We start from the raw sequence: 16932 nt of genomic DNA, 5'->3' as shown, positions 1-16932 counted from the left end.
CACCGTCATACCGGCGACCGGGCGCCGTCCAGTTCGACGGCCGCGCACCGCCAGCGCCGGTCGCTGCCCAGCTCCAGGCGGAACGCCATCGCCCGCATCCGCTCGCCCGTCGCGATCGTGGCGTACGCCTCGACGATGCCCGGACGCAGCGGGAACGCCCCGCAGCGGTGGACCACCGGCCGCCTGCCACGGCCCCTGAACGGTGCGCCCGGGGCAAGCAGCACCAGCTGCTCGTACGCCTCGCCGACGGTCTGGCCGAGCATCCAGTGGATGGGGCGTTCTCCGCTCAGGACGGCCAGGAGGCGCTGGGCGAACAGCGCGTGCGGAGGCAGGGGCCGCGCCGCCGAGGGGGCCGGTGCGCCGCCCTGGCGCCCTACCGTGCGCTGTGCCGAGCGGGCTCCGGGACCGGAGCCCGGACGGCTGCTCGGTCGCGGCGACAGCGGCCGCGTGGCCCCGCGCCCTCGCGGATTCCGACGCGCGGCGGCCCGTGCCTCGGCCCGTGCGGCGTGGGTCTCGGCGGGGGCGGTGGCTTGTGCGGGGACGGTTGCCGCGAGGGTCTCGGATGCGGCAGGCCCGGAGGCGGCGGCCGAGGGCGTCCCGGCGGGGGCCGCGGCCTGCCCGAGGGCGGCTGCCCTGGGGGACGGCTGCGCGGTCGGTCCCGAGACTGCCGCGGAGGCCTCGGCGCCGGCCGTGGCGCGGTCTGGGAGAGCCGCCCTCGCCTTTCCAGGGAGGGGTGCTTCGACCGGCCCGGAGGCCGGGGCATTCGGCCCCGAGACGGCTGCGGAGGTCTCGGCGCCGGCCGCCCTGGTCGGCCCGGGGCCGGCTTCGCCGGCCGGGCCCGGGGCCGGTTCGGAGAGCTGAGCCGTCGTGTCGGTGATGTTCCTGGTCATGGAGGACCCCCGTTCGCCGGCGCGGCGCCATACCGCGCAGTAACTTCCGTTGGTGATCTTTTACGGGGGTCCGCTCCGCGGTCGCAACGCGACCACCGGCCCCCACGGGGCCCGGGCACGATTCACCTATCAGGGTGACGAGGGGCCGTACCGGCCGCTCGGAGCGCAGACGAGGAGGGCCCGAGGTGGACGGGGACGGAGGGTGATCACAGACCCCGAAGGGGGGACTCCACACGTATCCTGAGGGCGTTTCCGACTACGAAAGCGGCGAGCCATGCGCGTGTACGTCCCCCTCACCCTGCCCGGACTTGCCCAGGCGCACAGGGCGGGCGAACTGGGCCCCGGCCCGCTGACCGCGTACGCCGTGACCCCCGCGCTGCGCGAGTGGTACGTGTCGGACGACATCGAGGAGCTCGAGTACGCCGCGCTCAACCGCGCTGCGGCCGCCTCGCTGCGGCTCCTCGCGGGCGACCCGAAGGCCGCCCGCCGCCGGGTCGTCGTCGCCGTCGACGTACCGGACGGCGCCGCGACCGTCGACCCCGACGCCGGCCTCGACCCGTCCTCGCTCGGTGAGGTGCGTATCCCCGGCCCCGTACCGCTGGGCAAGGCGGCCGCCGTGCACGCGGACGCGGACGACGCCGAGGCAGATGTGTCCGCCGCGGCGGACGCGCTGGGCGCGGCGGACCAGGGCGACGACGACGCCCAGTTCACCGTCGACGGGGCCGAGGACCACGAGCTGCTGTGGTTCGGCGTGCAGGAGATCCCGCAGCTCATCGGCTGAGACGCCGCTCGGCCGGGGGCGTTGTCGGAGGGTGCCGGTACCGTCTTACGGCATGGGGAAGCACAGCAAGCATCTGGTCTGGGACTGGAACGGCACCCTGCTCGACGACATCGAGGCGGTCATCGGGGCGACCAACGCCGCCTTCATGGAGCTCGGCATGGAGCCGATCACCCTCGCGCGCTACCGGGAGCTCTACACCGTGCCCGTGCCGCTCTTCTACAAACGGCTGCTCGGACGCCTGCCCACCGACGACGAGTGGATCGTCATGGACGAGACGTTCCACCGGCACTACTGGTCGCGGGCCGACGCGTGCGGGCTCACCGAGGGGGCGGCCATGCTCCTGGCGGAGCGGCATGAAGCGGGGCGGACACAGTCCCTGCTCTCCCTGGCCCCGCACGAGCGGCTCATACCGCTGGTGCGGAGCCATGGGATCGAGGAGCGGTTCGTCCGGGTCGACGGGCGCGTCGGTGAGTCCAACACGGGCAAGGCGGAGCACATGGTGCGCCACCTGCGGGAGCTAGTGGACGTGGTTCCGGAGCAGGTCGTGGTGATCGGCGACGCCGCGGACGACGCGGTGGCGGCGGCGCACGTGGGGGCGCGGGCGGTGCTGTACACCGGGGGGTCGCACAGCAGGGCGAGCCTGGAGTCGGTGGGAGTGCCGGTCGTGGACACGCTGGCGGAGGCGGTGGCGGTCGCCGAGGAACTGGTCTAGGGGAGCCGGTCCGGAGGAGCTGGTCCAGAAGAGCCGGCCCAGGGGGACCGTGCCGTCCCGGGTGCGGGCCGTGGCCGGCTCCCGACCGGGCGTACGCGGCCCCCGGCCCGGCCGGGCGTGCCGCCGCGGGGGCGGGGCCCGATCCGTCGGCGGCTTCAGGGCTCGGCTTCAGGCCTCGCGCTGCGGGTGCGCGGCCGGATCCGTCGGCGGCGCCAGGCCTCGGCTTCAGACCTCAGCTTCAGGCGTCGGCGCGCAGGACCTTCAGGAACTCGCGCATCCACGCGGGGTGGTCCGGCCAGGCGCGGGAGGACACCAGCGTGCCGTCGACGACCGCCTCCACGTCCTGGAAGGTCGCGCCCGCCGCGTCCATGTCGGGCTCCAGGGCGGGATAGGACGTCACCCGGCGGCCCCGGAGGCTGTCGATCGAGGCCGTCAGCAGCGGCCCGTGGCAGATCTGCGCCACCGGGCGGTCCGAGTCGAAGAACGACTTGACGATCTTGCGGAGCTCGGGGTCGTTGCGGAGGTACTCGGGCGCCCGGCCGCCCGGGATGACCAGGGCGATGTATTCGCCGGGGTCCACCTCGGAGAAGGCCAGGTCGGCGGGCCAGGTGTAGCCCGGCTTCTCGGTGTACGTGTCGTACCCCGGCTCGAAGTCGTGCACGACGAAGCGCAGCGTCTTGCGGGAGGGGGCGGCGATGTGGACTTCGTACCCCTCCTCGCGCAGTCGCTGGTACGGGTACAGCACTTCCAGCGACTCGGCCGCATCGCCGGTGACGATCAGGATCTTGTCTGCCATGGCTGACGCTCCCGGATGTCTACGTGGTCATACGTGTCATGCGTGTCATAGGTGGTCGTACGTGCTCAAGCATGGTCGTACATGCTCATACGCCATCGTGCGTGCTCCGCGAGATGGGTCGTGGGGCTCGTGTCGAGGTCACCGTGCAGCCGGCGCTCCGGTTTGCCAAGTCGGCCGGATGGTCATGGGCCGGATTCCGACGGCGTCGGCCGACGGCTCCGTACAGCCTGTGTCGCTGTCCAGAGTGTCAAACTTCTGGCCCTGCTTTTGTACACATAAGGCTCATGACGAGGCAGGGGTGGAGAGCGATAGCCTGGGACCGTGATCAGCGCGATACGCCGTGGGGGCAGCGAAGCCCCCGGCCTGCGCCCGGAGCGCCACCGTGCCCGGGCGGTCGTTGATCTTCCCTGTCCGGGTTCGCCGCCAAGATTGGCCTATAACGGCCCGGAGATCTCTCATCCCGGCATAACGTCGACCTCGACCGGAGACCCCGCGTCGTGGCGTTGTGTCATTTCTTTCCCCTACGTCACGCAACGGCGCGCGACAGGAGCCAGAGGACATGCAGACCAAGCTGGACGAAGCCAAGGCCGAGCTGCTCGCACGGGCGGCCCGGGTAGCTGAGAACAGCCCGGTCGGGGGGCAACTTCCGACGGGGTCAGACATCGGGGAGCGTCCCAGCCAGGACACCCTGCTCGACTACCTCCAGCGCTACTACCTGCACACCGCTCCCGAGGACCTCACGGACCGCGACCCTGTCGACGTCTTCGGCGCCGCGGTCTCGCACTACCGGCTGGCGGAGAACCGCCCGCAGGGCACCGCGAACGTCCGTGTGCACACGCCCACCGTCGAGGAGAACGGCTGGACCTGCAGCCACTCCGTCGTCGAGGTCGTCACCGACGACATGCCGTTCCTGGTCGACTCCGTCACCAACGAGCTCTCCCGCCAGGGCCGTGGCATCCACGTCGTGATCCACCCCCAGTTCGTCGTCCGCCGTGACGTGACGGGCAAGCTCATCGAGGTCCTCACCACCGAGCCCCGTGGCGAGCTGCCCCACGACGCGCTCGTCGAGTCCTGGATCCACGTCGAGATCGACCGCGAGACCGACCGCGCCGACCTCAAGCAGATCACCACCGACCTGCTGCGCATCCTGTCCGACGTCCGAGAGACCGTCGAGGACTGGGAGAAGATGCGCGACGCCGCGCTGCGCATCGCCGAGTCGCTGCCAAGCGAGCCGATCGCCCCCGACCTGCGCCCGACCGAGGTCGAAGAGGCCCGTGAGCTGCTGCAGTGGCTCTCCGCCGACCACTTCACCTTCCTCGGCTACCGCGAGTACGACCTCGTCAACGGAGACGCGCTGGCCGCCGTCCCCGGCACCGGCCTCGGCATCCTGCGCTCCGACCCGCACCACTCCGGCGACGACCACCACGCCCACCCGGTCTCGCCCTCCTTCAGCCGGCTCCCGGCCGACGCGCGCGCCAAGGCCCGTGAGCACAAGCTGCTCATCCTCACCAAGGCCAACAGCCGCTCCACCGTCCACCGTCCGTCGTACCTGGACTACGTCGGTGTGAAGAAGTTCGACGCCGACGGCAACGTGGTCGGCGAGCGGCGCTTCCTCGGCCTGTTCTCCTCGGCCGCGTACACCGAGTCCGTCCGCCGCGTGCCGGTCATCCGCCGGAAGGTCGCCGAGGTCCTGGAGGGCGCCGGCTTCTCGCCGAACAGCCACGACGGCCGCGACCTGCTCCAGATCCTGGAGACGTACCCGCGCGACGAGCTCTTCCAGACCCCCGTCGACGAGCTCCGCTCGATCGTCACCTCCGTGCTGTACCTCCAGGAGCGCCGCCGGCTGCGGCTGTACCTGCGCCAGGACGAGTACGGGCGCTACTACTCCGCGCTGGTCTACCTGCCGCGCGACCGCTACACCACCGGCGTGCGCCTGCGGATCATCGACATCCTCAAGGAGGAACTCGGCGGCACCAGCGTCGACTTCACCGCCTGGAACACCGAGTCGATCCTGTCCCGGCTGCACTTCGTGGTCCGCGTCAAGCCGGGCACGGAGCTGAGCGCGCTGACCGACGCCGACGTCGACCGCATCGAGGGCCGGCTCGTCGAGGCCGCCCGCTCCTGGGCAGACGGCTTCGCCGAGGCCCTCAACGCCGAGCTGGGCGAGGAGCGCGCCGCGGAGCTGCTGCGCCGCTACGGCCACGCCTTCCCCGAGGGCTACAAGGCCGACCACTCGCCGCGCGCCGCCGTCGCCGACCTGGTCCACCTGGACCAGCTCGACCGCACCAAGAAGGACTTCGCGCTCTCGCTCTACGAGCCCGTGGGCAGCGGCCCCGGCGAGCGCCGCTTCAAGATCTACCGGACCGGCGAGCAGGTCTCCCTCTCCGCCGTGCTGCCGGTCCTCAACCGGCTCGGCGTCGAGGTCGTCGACGAGCGCCCGTACGAGCTGCGCTGCGCCGACCGTACGCAGGCCTGGGTCTACGACTTCGGCCTGCGGATGCCCAGCACCAACGGCGACTACCTCGGCGACGACGCCCGCGAGCGGTTCCAGGAGGCCTTCTCCGCCACCTGGACCGGGCGCGCCGAGAACGACGGCTTCAACGCCCTGGTCCTGAGCGCCGGGCTGAACTGGCGCGAGGCGATGGTGCTGCGCGCCTACGCCAAGTACCTGCGCCAGGCCGGTTCCACCTTCAGCCAGGACTACATGGAGGACACCCTCCGCAACAACGTCCACACCACCCGGCTGCTCGTCTCGCTCTTCGAGGCGCGGATGTCGCCCGAGCGGCAGCGCGCCGGCACGGAGCTGATCGACGGTCTGCTGGAGGAGCTGGACGGCGCCCTGGACCAGGTCGCGAGCCTGGACGAGGACCGCATCCTGCGCTCCTTCCTCACCGTCATCAAGGCGACGCTGCGCACCAACTTCTTCCAGAAGACCGCCGACGGCACGCCGCACGACTACGTGTCGATGAAGTTCGACCCGCAGGCCATCCCGGACCTGCCGGCGCCCCGCCCGGCCTTCGAGATCTGGGTGTACTCGCCGCGGGTCGAGGGTGTGCACCTGCGCTTCGGCAAGGTCGCGCGAGGCGGCCTGCGCTGGTCCGACCGGCGTGAGGACTTCCGTACGGAGATCCTCGGCCTGGTGAAGGCGCAGATGGTGAAGAACACCGTCATCGTGCCCGTGGGCGCCAAGGGCGGCTTCGTCGCCAAGCAGCTGCCGGACCCGGCCGCCGACCGTGACGCCTGGCTCGCCGAGGGCATCGAGAGCTACAAGACCTTCATCTCGGCGCTCCTCGACATCACCGACAACATGGTCGCGGGCGAGGTCGTCCCGCCGGCCGACGTGGTCCGCCACGACGAGGACGACACCTACCTGGTCGTCGCCGCCGACAAGGGCACCGCCACCTTCTCCGACATCGCCAACAACGTCGCGATCGGCTACGACTTCTGGCTCGGCGACGCCTTCGCCTCCGGCGGCAGCGCCGGCTACGACCACAAGGGCATGGGCATCACCGCGCGCGGCGCCTGGGAGTCCGTCAAGCGCCACTTCCGCGAGCTGGGCCACGACACCCAGACGGAGGACTTCACGGTCGTCGGCGTCGGTGACATGTCCGGTGACGTCTTCGGCAACGGCATGCTGCTCTCCGAGCACATCCGGCTCGTCGCGGCCTTCGACCACCGCCACATCTTCATCGACCCGAACCCCGACGCCGCCACCTCGTACGCCGAGCGGCGCCGTCTGTTCGACCTGCCCCGCTCCTCCTGGGCCGACTACAACCCGGAGCTGCTGTCCCAGGGCGGCGGCATCCACCCCCGTACGGCCAAGTCCATCCCGGTCAACGCGCAGATGCGGGCCGCCCTCGGCATCGAGACGGGCATCACGAAGATGACCCCGGCCGAGCTGATGCAGGCGGTCCTGAAGGCGCCGGTGGACCTGCTGTGGAACGGCGGCATCGGTACGTACGTGAAGTCGGCCGCCGAGACGCACGCGGATGTCGGCGACAAGGCCAACGACGCCATCCGGGTCAACGGCGAGGACCTGCGGGTCAAGGTCGTCGGCGAGGGCGGCAACCTGGGTCTGACCCAGCTCGGCCGGATCGAGTTCGCCCGCGTCGGAGCGGGCGGCCAGGGCGGCAAGATCAACACCGACGCGATCGACAACAGCGCCGGTGTGGACACCTCCGACCACGAGGTCAACATCAAGATCCTGCTCAACGGTCTGGTCGCCGACGGCGACATGACCGTCAAGCAGCGCAACAAGATCCTCGCCGACATGACCGACGAGGTCGGCGCCCTGGTCCTGCGCAACAACTACGCGCAGAACGTGGCCCTGGCCAACGCCGTCACCCAGTCGCCGTCCCTGCTCCACGCCCACCAGCGCTTCATGCGCCGGCTGGGCCGCGACGGACACCTCGACCGAGGCCTGGAGTTCCTGCCCAACGACCGTCAGATCCGTGAGCTGCTCAACACCGGCAAGGGCCTGTCCCAGCCGGAGCTCGCCGTCCTGCTCGCCTACACCAAGATCACGGTGGCGGAGGAGCTGATCCGGACCTCGCTGCCGGACGACCGGTACCTGCGCGAGCTGCTGCACACCTACTTCCCGTCGCTGCTGCGCAAGAAGTTCCCCGAGGCGATCGACGGGCATGCCCTGCGCCGCGAGATCATCACGACGATCCTGGTCAACGACACCGTCAACACCGGTGGCTCGACCTTCCTGCACCGGCTGCGGGAGGAGACCGGCGCGTCGATCGAAGAGATCGTCCGGGCGCAGACCGCGGCCCGCGCCATCTTCGGCCTGAACGCCGTCTGGGACGCCGTCGAGGCGCTCGACAACAAGGTCGCCGCCGACGTGCAGACCCGCATCCGGCTGCACTCCCGCCGTCTCGTCGAGCGCGGTACGCGCTGGCTGCTGGGTAACCGGCCGCAGCCGCTGGAGCTCGCCGAGACCGTGGAGTTCTTCTCGGCCCGGGTGGAGCATGTCTGGTCGGAGCTGCCGCAGATGCTGCGCGGCGCGGACCTGGAGTGGTACCAGTCGATCGTGGACGAGCTGACCGGGGCGGGCGTCCCGGAGGAGCTGGCCCTGCGGGTCGCCGGGTTCTCCTCGGCCTTCCCGACGCTCGACATCGTCGCGATCGCGGACCGTACGGGCAAGGAGCCGATGGCGGTCGCCGAGGTCTACTACGACCTGGCCGACCGGCTGCGGATCACCCAGCTGATGGACCGGATCATCGAGCTGCCGCGCAACGACCGCTGGCAGTCGATGGCCCGTGCCTCCATCCGGGAGGACCTGTACGCCGCGCACGCGGCGCTCACCTCGGACGTGCTGTCGGCGGGCAACGGCGCCGCCTCGCCGGAGGAGCGGTTCAAGGCCTGGGAGCAGAAGAACGCGGCCATCCTGGGCCGTGCGCGTACGACGCTGGAGGAGATCCAGAGTTCGGACGCCTTCGACCTGGCGAATCTGTCGGTCGCGATGCGGACCATGCGTCAGCTGCTGCGTACGCACGCCTGAGGGGCTGCGTGAGCCCCGCGGGGTTCACTCCTTCGTGAACAGGGCGTCCACCGGTTCCGGCCGGTGGGCGCCCTGCGCCGTGCGGTGGCGCTACGTGGTGGTGATCCACAGCCGCCGGCAGGAGAGCAGCGCCGCCGCGAGCAGCAGGCCGTTGCGGGCCACCATCACCGCGCAGCCCAGCGCGGAGCCGGTGAGCACCTCCTCGTACAGCACGGGGTAGGCGAGCGCGCTGAGCCCGGCGGCGGGCAGGATCAGCAGGGCGACCGTGCGCTGGCTGGTGTGGCGCGAGGTGAGGCAGACCGCGGCAAGGCCGAGCAGCCAGACCATGTACTGGGGGCTGATGACCCGGCTGGTGACGGTGAAGAGGAGGACGGCGCAGAGCGCCGCGTCGAAGGGAACGGCGGGGTTCCAGCGCCAGGCCCGCATGCGCCACCACACCAGCCAGCACAGGGCGGCAAGGGTCAGCAGCAGCTGCAGACGGGCCACGGTCGAGACGTACGGGCCGACGTACTCGAAGGCGCCGTAGCGGTAGGCGACCGAACCGGGCCAGTCCGCGATCGCATGGGCCAGTGCCAGGGCCGTGCCGCCGAGCGATTCGATCTGGACGCCCCGGCTGCCCTGCTGGCGCAGGAAGTCCAGGCTGTGGGAGAAGCCGAGGGACAGGACGGCGAGCAGGGCGACGACGGTGACCGCCGCGGCGAAGCAGGCCTCACGGGTGGTACGGCCTCTGCCCGCGCCGGCGAGGGTGAGTGCGGGCCAGACCTTGACCATGGCGCCGAGCCCGGCGAGGACGCCGGCGACCCGGGAGCGGCCGGCGCCCAGCGCGAGCAGGGCGAACACGGCGATGGCGGTGACCTGGACGTCGTAGCGCGCCAGCGGCACGTGCAGCAGCAGCGGCAGCCCGGCGACCCAGACCCAGGCGCCCTGGGTGCCCGCGCGGGCGAGCGCGACGGAGACGGCCGCGTCGGCCAGCAGGGTGAGGACGACGAAGGCCTGGAAGTAGGTCAGCCAGGGCAGCAGGGCGGGGGAGAGGAAGACGAGACCTGCGCCGGGCGGGTACTGCCAGGTGACGTCGTCGACCGGGAAGGAGCCCTGGGTGAGGTGCCCGTACCACCAGTGGTAGAGGACGTAGACCTCGCGTGCGACGCCCCGTACGCCCAGGCTGTCCTGGAGCAGCAGGACGAGCATGCCGGTGCGGGTGAGCGCCCACACGATGCCCAGGGCCACGCGGGAGCGGCGCTCGGCGGAGGTGTCGATCACCCCCGGGGGCGTGAGGTCCAGCGTGCCCATGGGCAGGTGGGACGTGAGGGTGGAGAGGGGACTGAGGTTGCTGAGGGCACGGGGGGACCCGTTGGGACTTCGCGGGGTGCGCGGTGCGCGGGCCGCGCGGCGGGGGTGGAACCGATGCGTCTTCATCGAGGCGGACTTTAGCCGTATTTGATCGTTTTAATTCCTTCTAGCCCCCTTTTGCGCTGGTTTTACGCCTGTTTTGCGCCTCCTCGTGCCTGTTCCGGACCGCCGGTCACTTCTTCCCGGTGAAGGACTGGTACGCCTCGACGACCTCGGCCGCGGGGCCGTCCATCCGTAGCGTCCCCGCTTCGAGCCACAGCGCCCGGTCGCAGGTGTCGGTGATGGCGGAGTTGCTGTGGCTGACCAGGAAGACCGTGCCCGCCTGGGCCCGCAGCTCCTCGATCCGCTGCTTGCTGCGGCGGCGGAAGGCCGCGTCCCCGGTCGCCAGCGCCTCGTCGATCAGCAGAACGTCATGGCTCTTGGCGGCGGCGATGGAGAAGCGCAGCCGGGCGCCCATGCCCGAGGAGTACGTCCGCATCGGCAGCGAGATGAAGTCGCCCTTGTCGTTGATCCCGGAGAAGTCGACGATCTCCTGGTAGCGCCGCCTGATCTGGGCGCGGGACATGCCCATCGCGAGACCGCCGAGGACCACGTTCCGCTCCCCGGACAGATCGCCCATCAGCGCGGCGTTCACCCCCAGGAGGGAGGGCCGGCCCTGGGTGTAGATCCGGCCCTCGCTGGTCGGCAGCAGCCCGGCGATGCCCTTGAGCAGGGTCGACTTCCCCGAGCCGTTGGACCCGATCAGGCCGATCGCCTCGCCCTTGTACGCGGCGAAGCTGACACCCTTCACGGCGTGGACCGTACGGGCCCCGGGGGCGGCCCGGCGGGCGGCGATCCGGCCGAGCGCCGAAGTGGCGCCACCCTTGGCGGCGCGGCCGCCCTGGACGGTGTACGTGATGTGGACGCCGTCGGCGACGACGGTGGGGGTGCGTTCAGCCACGGCCGTAGGTCTCCTCTGCCTGCCAGAAATAGATGAAGCCGCCGACGGACAGCAGCAGCGCCCAGCCGAGGGCCAGCGTCCAGACATGGGGCGGCAGCTGGTCGGCGGTGAAGCTCTCCACGAGGGCGAGACGCATCAGATCGATGTAGACGGCCGCCGGATTGCACTGCAGAAGCGTCAGCACCGCGTGCGGCAGCCGGCTGGTGACCTCCAGGTGGTGGATGCTCCACATGACGCCGGAGACGTACATCCAGGTGCGCAGCACGAACGGCATCAGCGTCGCCACGTCCGGCGTACCGGCCGCGATCCTGGCCATGACCAGCGCGAGACCAATGTTGAACAGGGTCTGGAGGGCGAGGGCGGGCACGGCCAGCAGCCAGTTCCAGGTCGGGAACTCGCCGAAGCAGAAGAGGATGACCGCCAGCGCGCCCAGCGAGAAGGCGAGCTGCTGGAGCTGTTGCAGGGCGAGCGCGATGGGCAGGGACGCGCGGGGGAAGTGCAGGGCCCGTACGAGCCCGAGGTTGCCGCTGATCGCGCGCGTGCCGGCGGTGATCGACTGCGCCGTGAAGGTCCACACGAAGACGCCCGTGATCAGGAAGGGGACGTAGTCCGGGATGTCCCGCTGGACGTTCATCAGGACGCCGAAGATCACGTAGTAGACGGCTGCGTTCAGCAGCGGGGTCGCCACCTGCCAGAGCTGGCCGAGCCGCGCCTGGCTGTACTGGGCCGTGAGCCGGGCGGTCGCGAACGCGCCGATGAAGTGGCGGCGGGACCAGAGCCGGCGCACATACACCGGGAGCGAGGGGCGCGCGCCGCTGACGGTCAGGCCGTGGCGCAGGGCGATCGCGCGCAGTTCCGGGCCGGAGAGCGCGGGGGTGGGCGTCGCGACGGGGGCGGGGGCTGGGGCGGCGGTATGGGTGGTCACTGTCCTCACTTCCGACGACGGAGTGCGTCGAGAGCGACGACGGGACGGACCCGTATCGTCGCTACGGCGAGAGTAGGGCGCTCGTACGTCGGAACGCAACCGTCTCGTCGTGACGTGGGTGTTGGCTATGATCCTGGCCATGACCGCAGAGCCGACCGGCACGCCCCGACGCGCCCCCGCCGGAGCCGCAGTGCTTCGGGAGGACGTCACCGACGCGATCCGCGCCGCCGTCTTCGAGGAGCTCGCCGCCGTCGGCTTCGCCCGGATGTCCATCGAGGGCATCGCCCGCCGCGCGGGCGTCGGCAAGACCGCCGTCTACCGGCGCTGGAAGTCCAAGCTCTCGCTCGTCCTCGACCTGGTCGGCGCGGTGGCCACACAGGGGCTGCCCGCCCCCGCCACCGGCTCGCTCCACAGCGACGTACGCGCCCTGCTGGAGGTGGCCGCGCACGCCCTGCGCCACCCGGTCGCCTCCCAGGTCATCCCCGACCTGCTCGTGGAGGCCGCCCGCCACCCCGAGATCTCCGATGCGATCAAGGCCGCCCTGCTGGACAGCCAGCAGGGCGTGGTCGCCCAGGTCGTGCAGGACGCCGTCGCCCGCGGCGACCTGCCGGCCGGCACGGACCCGGACCGGGCGCTCGATCTGATCGTGGGGCCGCTCTACTGGCGCCTGGTCGTGGTCCGTACGGAGCTGCCCCAGGGCTACCTGGACGAGATGGCGCGCGCGGCGGTGGCGGCGCTCAAGGCCTGAGCCGCCGCCCGCGCTGTCCTTTGCCCCGCTACTTCACCGCGCCCGCCATCACCCCGGACACGAACTGCCGCTGGAAGGCGAAGAAGACGGCCAGCGGAATCACCATCGACACGAACGCGCCCGGCGCAAGCACGTCGATGTTGTTGCCGAACTGCCGTACCTGCTGCTGGAGCGCGACCGTGATCGGCGGCGACTCCGAATCCGCGAAGATCAGCGCGACCAGCATGTCGTTCCAGACCCACAGGAACTGGAAGATGCCCAGCGAGGCGATGGCCGGACCGCCGAGCGGCAGCACCACACGGGTGAACAGCCGGATCTCGCCCGCGCCGTCGAGCCGGGCCGCCTCCAGCAGCTCCCGGGGGATCTCCGCGAAGAAGTTCCGCAGCAGGAAGATCGCGAACGGCAGCCCGAACGCGACATGGAAGAGCACCACACCGAGCGTCGTCTCGAAGATCCCGATCTCGCCGAAGAGCTTCGACACCGGTACGAGCGCCACCTGCACCGGAACCACCAGCAGCCCCACGACCACCAGGAACCACCAGTCACGCCCCGGGAAGTCCATCCAGGCGAAGGCATACCCCGCCAGGGAGCCCACCACCACGACCAGCAGGGTCGCCGGGACCGTGATCAGGACCGTGGAGAGGAGCGAGTCGGTGATCGTGTCGTTGGCCAGCAGCGCCGAGTAGTTCTCGGTGGTCAGCTGCGCCGGGGTGGTGAAGACCTGCCACCAGCCCCCCGAGGCGATGTCGGCCGGACCGCGAAGCGAGGACAGCAGCAGCCCGACCGTCGGCATCAGCCAGAACAGCCCCACAAGGATGAGGAAGACACGCAGGGCACCGCCGGCGGTGCGGGCGGCGATCCGGGACCCCAGAGAGCTCATCGTCGGCCTTCCCTTCGCATCCTGCGGATGTTGAAGAGCATCACCGGGATCACCAGCAGCAGCAGGAGCACCGCGATGGCGCTGCCCACCCCCAGATCCGCGTCCGTGCCGAACGACGAGCGGTACAGCTGGAGCGCCAGCACATTGGCGTCGTCCTGGGCCGAGCCCGGCGCGATGATGAAGACCAGGTCGAAGATCTTCAGCACGTTGATCATCAGGGTCACCAGGACCACCGCCAGTACCGGGGCGAGCAGCGGGACCGTCACCCGCCGGAAGACCTGCCACTCGTTCGCCCCGTCGACCCGCGCCGCCTCCATCAGCTCACGCGGCACACTGGCCAGACCCGCCGCGATCAGCACCATCGCGAACCCGGCCCACATCCACACGTAACTGCCGATGATGGCCGGGGTGACGAGCGAGGGGCCGAGCCAGTCGACGCCGTTGTACTGCTCGCGGAAGTTGCTGCCCGGCAGCCGCAGCAGCGCCCCGTCCGCGGCCGCGGGCAGGGCGAACGTGCCGTCCGCCGCCGCCGTCGTGGCGGCGACGACCTTCCCGTCCTTCACCGCCTCGATCCGCAGCCCCTTCAGGCCCAGTTCCTGGGTGTCGACGGCGTTCGGCCTCCCGCCGCCCCCACGGGTGAAGTCCAGCCAGGCCGTGCCGGACACCCCCTCGGTGGGGGCGTCCGGCACCTTCGCCGGCTTCGCGTCGCGCGGCATCTGCGCCGGCGCGACCCCCACGAGCGGCAGCCGCGCCGGACTGCCCGCGCGCACCGGCTCCTTGGTGAGGTACGCGCCGTCGCCGGCCGCCTTCAGCGGATGCACCGGCAGCGGGCGGGCCTTGGGGAAACCGGACGACTCCGCGAAGGTGTCGTGCACGCCCACCCAGACGGCGTTGGCGACCCCGCGCTCCGGATCCTGCTCGTACACCAGCCGGAAGATGATCCCGGCGGCGAGCATCGAGATCGCCATCGGCATGAAGACGATCAGCTTGAACGCCGTACCCCAGCGGACCCGTTCGGTCAGCACGGCGAAGATCAGACCGAGGGCGGTGGCGACGGCCGGTGCGAAGACCACCCAGATCGCGTTGTTCTTCACCGCGGTGAGGATCGTGTCGTCGGTGAAGAGCTCGACGTAATTGCCGAGGCCGACGAAGGAGTTGCCGTCGCGGTCGAAGAACGACCGCTGGAGCGAGTACCCGATCGGGTAGACGACGAGCGCGCCGAGCAGCACCAGCGCCGGCAGCAGGAAGCCCGCCGCGACGCTCCTGCGCGTGCCGGTCACGCCCCTGGCGCGGGGAGTACGGGTGCCGGCTCGGGGCTGCGTGCCGGCACCTTTCACCGAAGGGGAGCCCACGGCGTCAGCTCTTGTACGCCTTGGCCGCGTCGGCCTCCAGCCGCTCCTGGGTGCCCTTGATGTCCTTGGGGTTCTTGAGGAAGTCCTGGAGGGCCTTCCACTCACCCTTGCCGGGCGTGCCGCCGAACGACTGCGGCATCTGGTCCGACATGTCGAACCGGAAGTCGTCGCCCGCCGCGATCAGGGCCTTGGCGATCTCGCGCTGCACGTCGTTCGGGTACGAGGCCGGGTCCAGCGCCTTGTTGGGCGAGAGGAAACCGCCCGCCTCCGCCCAGATCTTCGCGGCGTCCGCCGAGGCCAGGAAGGTCAGCAGGGCCTGGGCGCCCTTGGTGTCCTTCAGCGCCACCGCCGCGTCGCCGCCGGTCACCACCGGGGCCGAAGCGCCGACCGCGGGGAAGGGGAACACCTTCGCGTCCGTACCGATCTTGGCCGGGGTCTGCGCGATGTTGATCGCCGCGAAGTCGCCCTCGAAGACCATCGCCGCCTTGGGCTGGTCTCCTCCGGTGAAGGTCTGGGTGACCGAGAGCGGGAACTCGGTCTGCAGCGCGCCGTTCGCGCCGCCCGCGATCAGGTTCGGCTTGCCGAAGAGCTCGCCCAGGGTGGTCAGCGCCGCCGTCACCGACGGGTCGGTCCACTTGATCTCGTGCTTGGCCAACTGGTCGTACTTGGCCGGTCCGGCCTGCGAGAGGTAGATGTTCTCGAACCAGTCGGTGAGCGTCCAGCCGTCCGCGCCGCCGACCGAGACGGGCGTGACCCCGGACGCCGAGACGGTCTCGGCCGTCGACAGGAATTCCTTCCAGGTCTTCGGCTCACTCACGCCCGCGTTCTCGAACGCGGCGTTGTTGTACCAGATCAGGGACTTGTTGGCGGCCTTGAAGTACACGCCGTACTGGGTGCCGTCGACCGCGCCGAGGTCCTGCCAGCCCTTCGAGTAGTTGGCGGCGAGCTGTGCCTTGGCCTCCGGGCCGACCGGCTTGGCCCACTTACGGGCCACGGCCTGCTGGACGGCCCCCACCTGCGGGAGCATCGCCACGTCCGGCGGGCTGCCGCCCGCGATCTTCGTCCCGAGGAAGTTCACGATCGGGTCCTGGGCCGGTACGAAGGTGACCGTCGCGCCGGTCCGCTTCTCGAACTCCTTCAGGACCTTGGTGAAGTTCTCCTGCTCCGGGCCGGTCCACACGGCCGCGACCTGGATCTTCTCGCCCTTGAGGGACGGTAAGGACAGGGCGGTGCCGGTGCTTTCGCCGCTGCTGGGCGAGGACTTCGGATCCTTGCCGCCGTCGTCGCCGCATCCGGCGAGGGCGAGGGCCAGCGAGGTGACGGCCGTGACGGCCACCGCGGCCCGGCGGGTGTGCCCCGCGGTCTTGCTTCGCTGGCGGAGAGGTGTACGTCGCATCGATGCCCCGTCTCTTTCGCGCGCGTGCTCGTCCCGTCCGTCAGGTCTACGCCCGGCCGTCAGGGGGCCGCAATACCGCCTTCCTCGGCAAGTGGGCGATCGTAATGGGCTCGTGACGTGGGGTCAGGTGGCGGCGGGTGGGGGTAGGGGCGGCCCGTGGGGCGTCGGGCTGTGTCTCTGCGGGGCGCGTGGGTGTGGGGGCCGGGGCGTCTGTGGGGTGTGGGGCCGCGTGGGTGTGGGGCCGGCGTCCTGCGGGGGCGTACGAGCCCGGGCCCGCCCGGGCCGGGGAGTGACGCGCCCCCGGCAGCCTCGCCCCGTGGCGGCATTGGGCCGCGTCCCCGCGGGCCGCTTGGGCGTGGAGCCGGGGCCCGTGGGGTGTGGGGCCGCGTGGGTGTGGGGCGGGGGCGGCCGTGGGCCTTGGGGCCGCATGGGTGTGGGGTCGCGTCCTGCGGGGGGCGTACGAGCCCGGGGCCCGCCCGCGCCGGGAGGCGACGCGCCCCGGCAGCCTCGCCCCGTGGGGCGTCGGGCCGTGTCTCTGCGGGCCGCGTGGGTGTGGGGCCGGGGCGGCCGTGGGGCGTCGGGCCGTGTCTCTGCGGGCCGCGTGGGTGTGGGGCCGGGGCGGCCGTGGGGCGTCGGGCCGTGTCTCTGCGGGCCGT

At 71.2% G+C, this 16932-nt stretch carries 12 protein-coding genes; 4 read left to right on the top strand and 8 right to left on the bottom strand.

Annotated features, from left to right (window positions below):
* Nucleotides 1-5 precede the first annotated feature (5 nt).
* Entirely contained in the window at nucleotides 6-890 is an 885-nt protein-coding gene (locus IEZ01_RS36145; protein ID WP_373287689.1) for an Rv3235 family protein, read from the bottom strand.
* Nucleotides 891-1164: 274 nt separating this feature from the next.
* Here IEZ01_RS36145 and IEZ01_RS30950 point away from each other — a divergent pair, with 274 nt between their 5' ends.
* Both IEZ01_RS30950 and IEZ01_RS30945 read left to right on the top strand, forming a co-directional pair.
* Nucleotides 1165-1671, top strand: a complete 507-nt coding sequence (locus IEZ01_RS30950; protein WP_019886807.1) for a DUF6912 family protein — start codon at nucleotides 1165-1167, stop codon at nucleotides 1669-1671.
* 52 nt (nucleotides 1672-1723) lie between these two features.
* Nucleotides 1724-2383 (top strand): HAD family hydrolase, encoded by a 660-nt coding sequence (locus IEZ01_RS30945; protein WP_189205004.1) that lies wholly within the window; start codon nucleotides 1724-1726, stop codon nucleotides 2381-2383.
* A gap of 238 nt (nucleotides 2384-2621) precedes the next feature.
* On the opposite strand, the gene IEZ01_RS30940 is transcribed toward IEZ01_RS30945, so the two are convergent.
* Entirely contained in the window at nucleotides 2622-3179 is a 558-nt protein-coding gene (locus IEZ01_RS30940) for a DJ-1/PfpI family protein (RefSeq protein WP_019886804.1), read from the bottom strand.
* Nucleotides 3180-3738: 559 nt separating this feature from the next.
* On the opposite strand from IEZ01_RS30940, the gene IEZ01_RS30935 reads away from it, so the two are divergent.
* The gene (locus IEZ01_RS30935; protein WP_019886803.1) at nucleotides 3739-8685 is read left to right on the top strand and encodes an NAD-glutamate dehydrogenase; all 4947 of its coding nucleotides are present in this window, start codon (nucleotides 3739-3741) and stop codon (nucleotides 8683-8685) included.
* A 90-nt stretch (nucleotides 8686-8775) separates the two neighbouring features.
* On the opposite strand, the gene IEZ01_RS30930 is transcribed toward IEZ01_RS30935, so the two are convergent.
* From IEZ01_RS30930 to IEZ01_RS30920, 3 genes are all read right to left on the bottom strand, one after another.
* Nucleotides 8776-10101 carry a glycosyltransferase 87 family protein gene (locus IEZ01_RS30930; protein WP_189205002.1) on the bottom strand — a complete coding sequence of 442 codons (1326 nt, stop codon included), beginning with the start codon at nucleotides 10099-10101 and terminating at the stop codon, nucleotides 8776-8778.
* Nucleotides 10102-10207: 106 nt separating this feature from the next.
* Nucleotides 10208-10975: an ABC transporter ATP-binding protein gene (locus IEZ01_RS30925; RefSeq protein WP_189205000.1), complete on the bottom strand. Its 768-nt coding sequence runs from the start codon at nucleotides 10973-10975 to the stop codon at nucleotides 10208-10210.
* The gene (locus IEZ01_RS30920) at nucleotides 10968-11900 is read right to left on the bottom strand and encodes an ABC transporter permease (protein ID WP_189204998.1); all 933 of its coding nucleotides are present in this window, start codon (nucleotides 11898-11900) and stop codon (nucleotides 10968-10970) included. The genes IEZ01_RS30925 and IEZ01_RS30920 overlap by 8 nt, the downstream gene beginning before the upstream one ends.
* A 127-nt stretch (nucleotides 11901-12027) precedes the next feature.
* On the opposite strand from IEZ01_RS30920, the gene IEZ01_RS30915 reads away from it, so the two are divergent.
* The gene (locus IEZ01_RS30915; protein WP_019886799.1) at nucleotides 12028-12648 is read left to right on the top strand and encodes a TetR/AcrR family transcriptional regulator; all 621 of its coding nucleotides are present in this window, start codon (nucleotides 12028-12030) and stop codon (nucleotides 12646-12648) included.
* Between the two features lie 28 nt (nucleotides 12649-12676).
* Here the strand turns inward: IEZ01_RS30915 and IEZ01_RS30910 are convergent, their stop codons facing one another.
* The 3 genes from IEZ01_RS30910 to IEZ01_RS30900 form a co-directional block, all read right to left on the bottom strand.
* A complete protein-coding gene (locus tag IEZ01_RS30910; RefSeq protein WP_019886798.1) occupies nucleotides 12677-13528 on the bottom strand; it encodes a carbohydrate ABC transporter permease in 852 nt (283 codons plus the stop codon).
* A complete protein-coding gene (locus tag IEZ01_RS30905) occupies nucleotides 13525-14808 on the bottom strand; it encodes a carbohydrate ABC transporter permease (RefSeq protein WP_373287688.1) in 1284 nt (427 codons plus the stop codon). Before IEZ01_RS30905 ends, IEZ01_RS30910 begins: the two co-directional genes overlap by 4 nt.
* 76 nt (nucleotides 14809-14884) lie before the next feature.
* Nucleotides 14885-16276, bottom strand: a complete 1392-nt coding sequence (locus tag IEZ01_RS30900) for an ABC transporter substrate-binding protein (protein ID WP_189204996.1) — start codon at nucleotides 16274-16276, stop codon at nucleotides 14885-14887.
* Nucleotides 16277-16932: the final 656 nt, after the last annotated feature.

Origin of the sequence: Streptomyces purpureus (genome assembly GCF_014648195.1) — a bacterium.
GTDB lineage: Bacteria > Actinomycetota > Actinomycetes > Streptomycetales > Streptomycetaceae > Streptomyces > Streptomyces purpureus.
The sequence above is the reverse complement of the archived record's forward strand: the minus strand, read 5'-3'. Positions and strand labels throughout refer to the sequence as shown.

Coding starts and splice junctions, on each gene's coding strand:
- IEZ01_RS30910 (WP_019886798.1), bottom strand. CDS start 13,528: ATGAGCTCTCTGGGGTCCCGGATCGCCGCCCGCACCGCCGGCGGTGCC.
- IEZ01_RS30900 (WP_189204996.1), bottom strand. CDS start 16,276: ATGCGACGTACACCTCTCCGCCAGCGAAGCAAGACCGCGGGGCACACC.
- IEZ01_RS30940 (WP_019886804.1), bottom strand. CDS start 3,179: ATGGCAGACAAGATCCTGATCGTCACCGGCGATGCGGCCGAGTCGCTG.
- IEZ01_RS30930 (WP_189205002.1), bottom strand. CDS start 10,101: ATGAAGACGCATCGGTTCCACCCCCGCCGCGCGGCCCGCGCACCGCGC.
- IEZ01_RS30945 (WP_189205004.1), top strand. CDS start 1,724: ATGGGGAAGCACAGCAAGCATCTGGTCTGGGACTGGAACGGCACCCTG.
- IEZ01_RS30935 (WP_019886803.1), top strand. CDS start 3,739: ATGCAGACCAAGCTGGACGAAGCCAAGGCCGAGCTGCTCGCACGGGCG.
- IEZ01_RS30950 (WP_019886807.1), top strand. CDS start 1,165: ATGCGCGTGTACGTCCCCCTCACCCTGCCCGGACTTGCCCAGGCGCAC.
- IEZ01_RS30915 (WP_019886799.1), top strand. CDS start 12,028: ATGATCCTGGCCATGACCGCAGAGCCGACCGGCACGCCCCGACGCGCC.
- IEZ01_RS36145 (WP_373287689.1), bottom strand. CDS start 890: ATGACCAGGAACATCACCGACACGACGGCTCAGCTCTCCGAACCGGCC.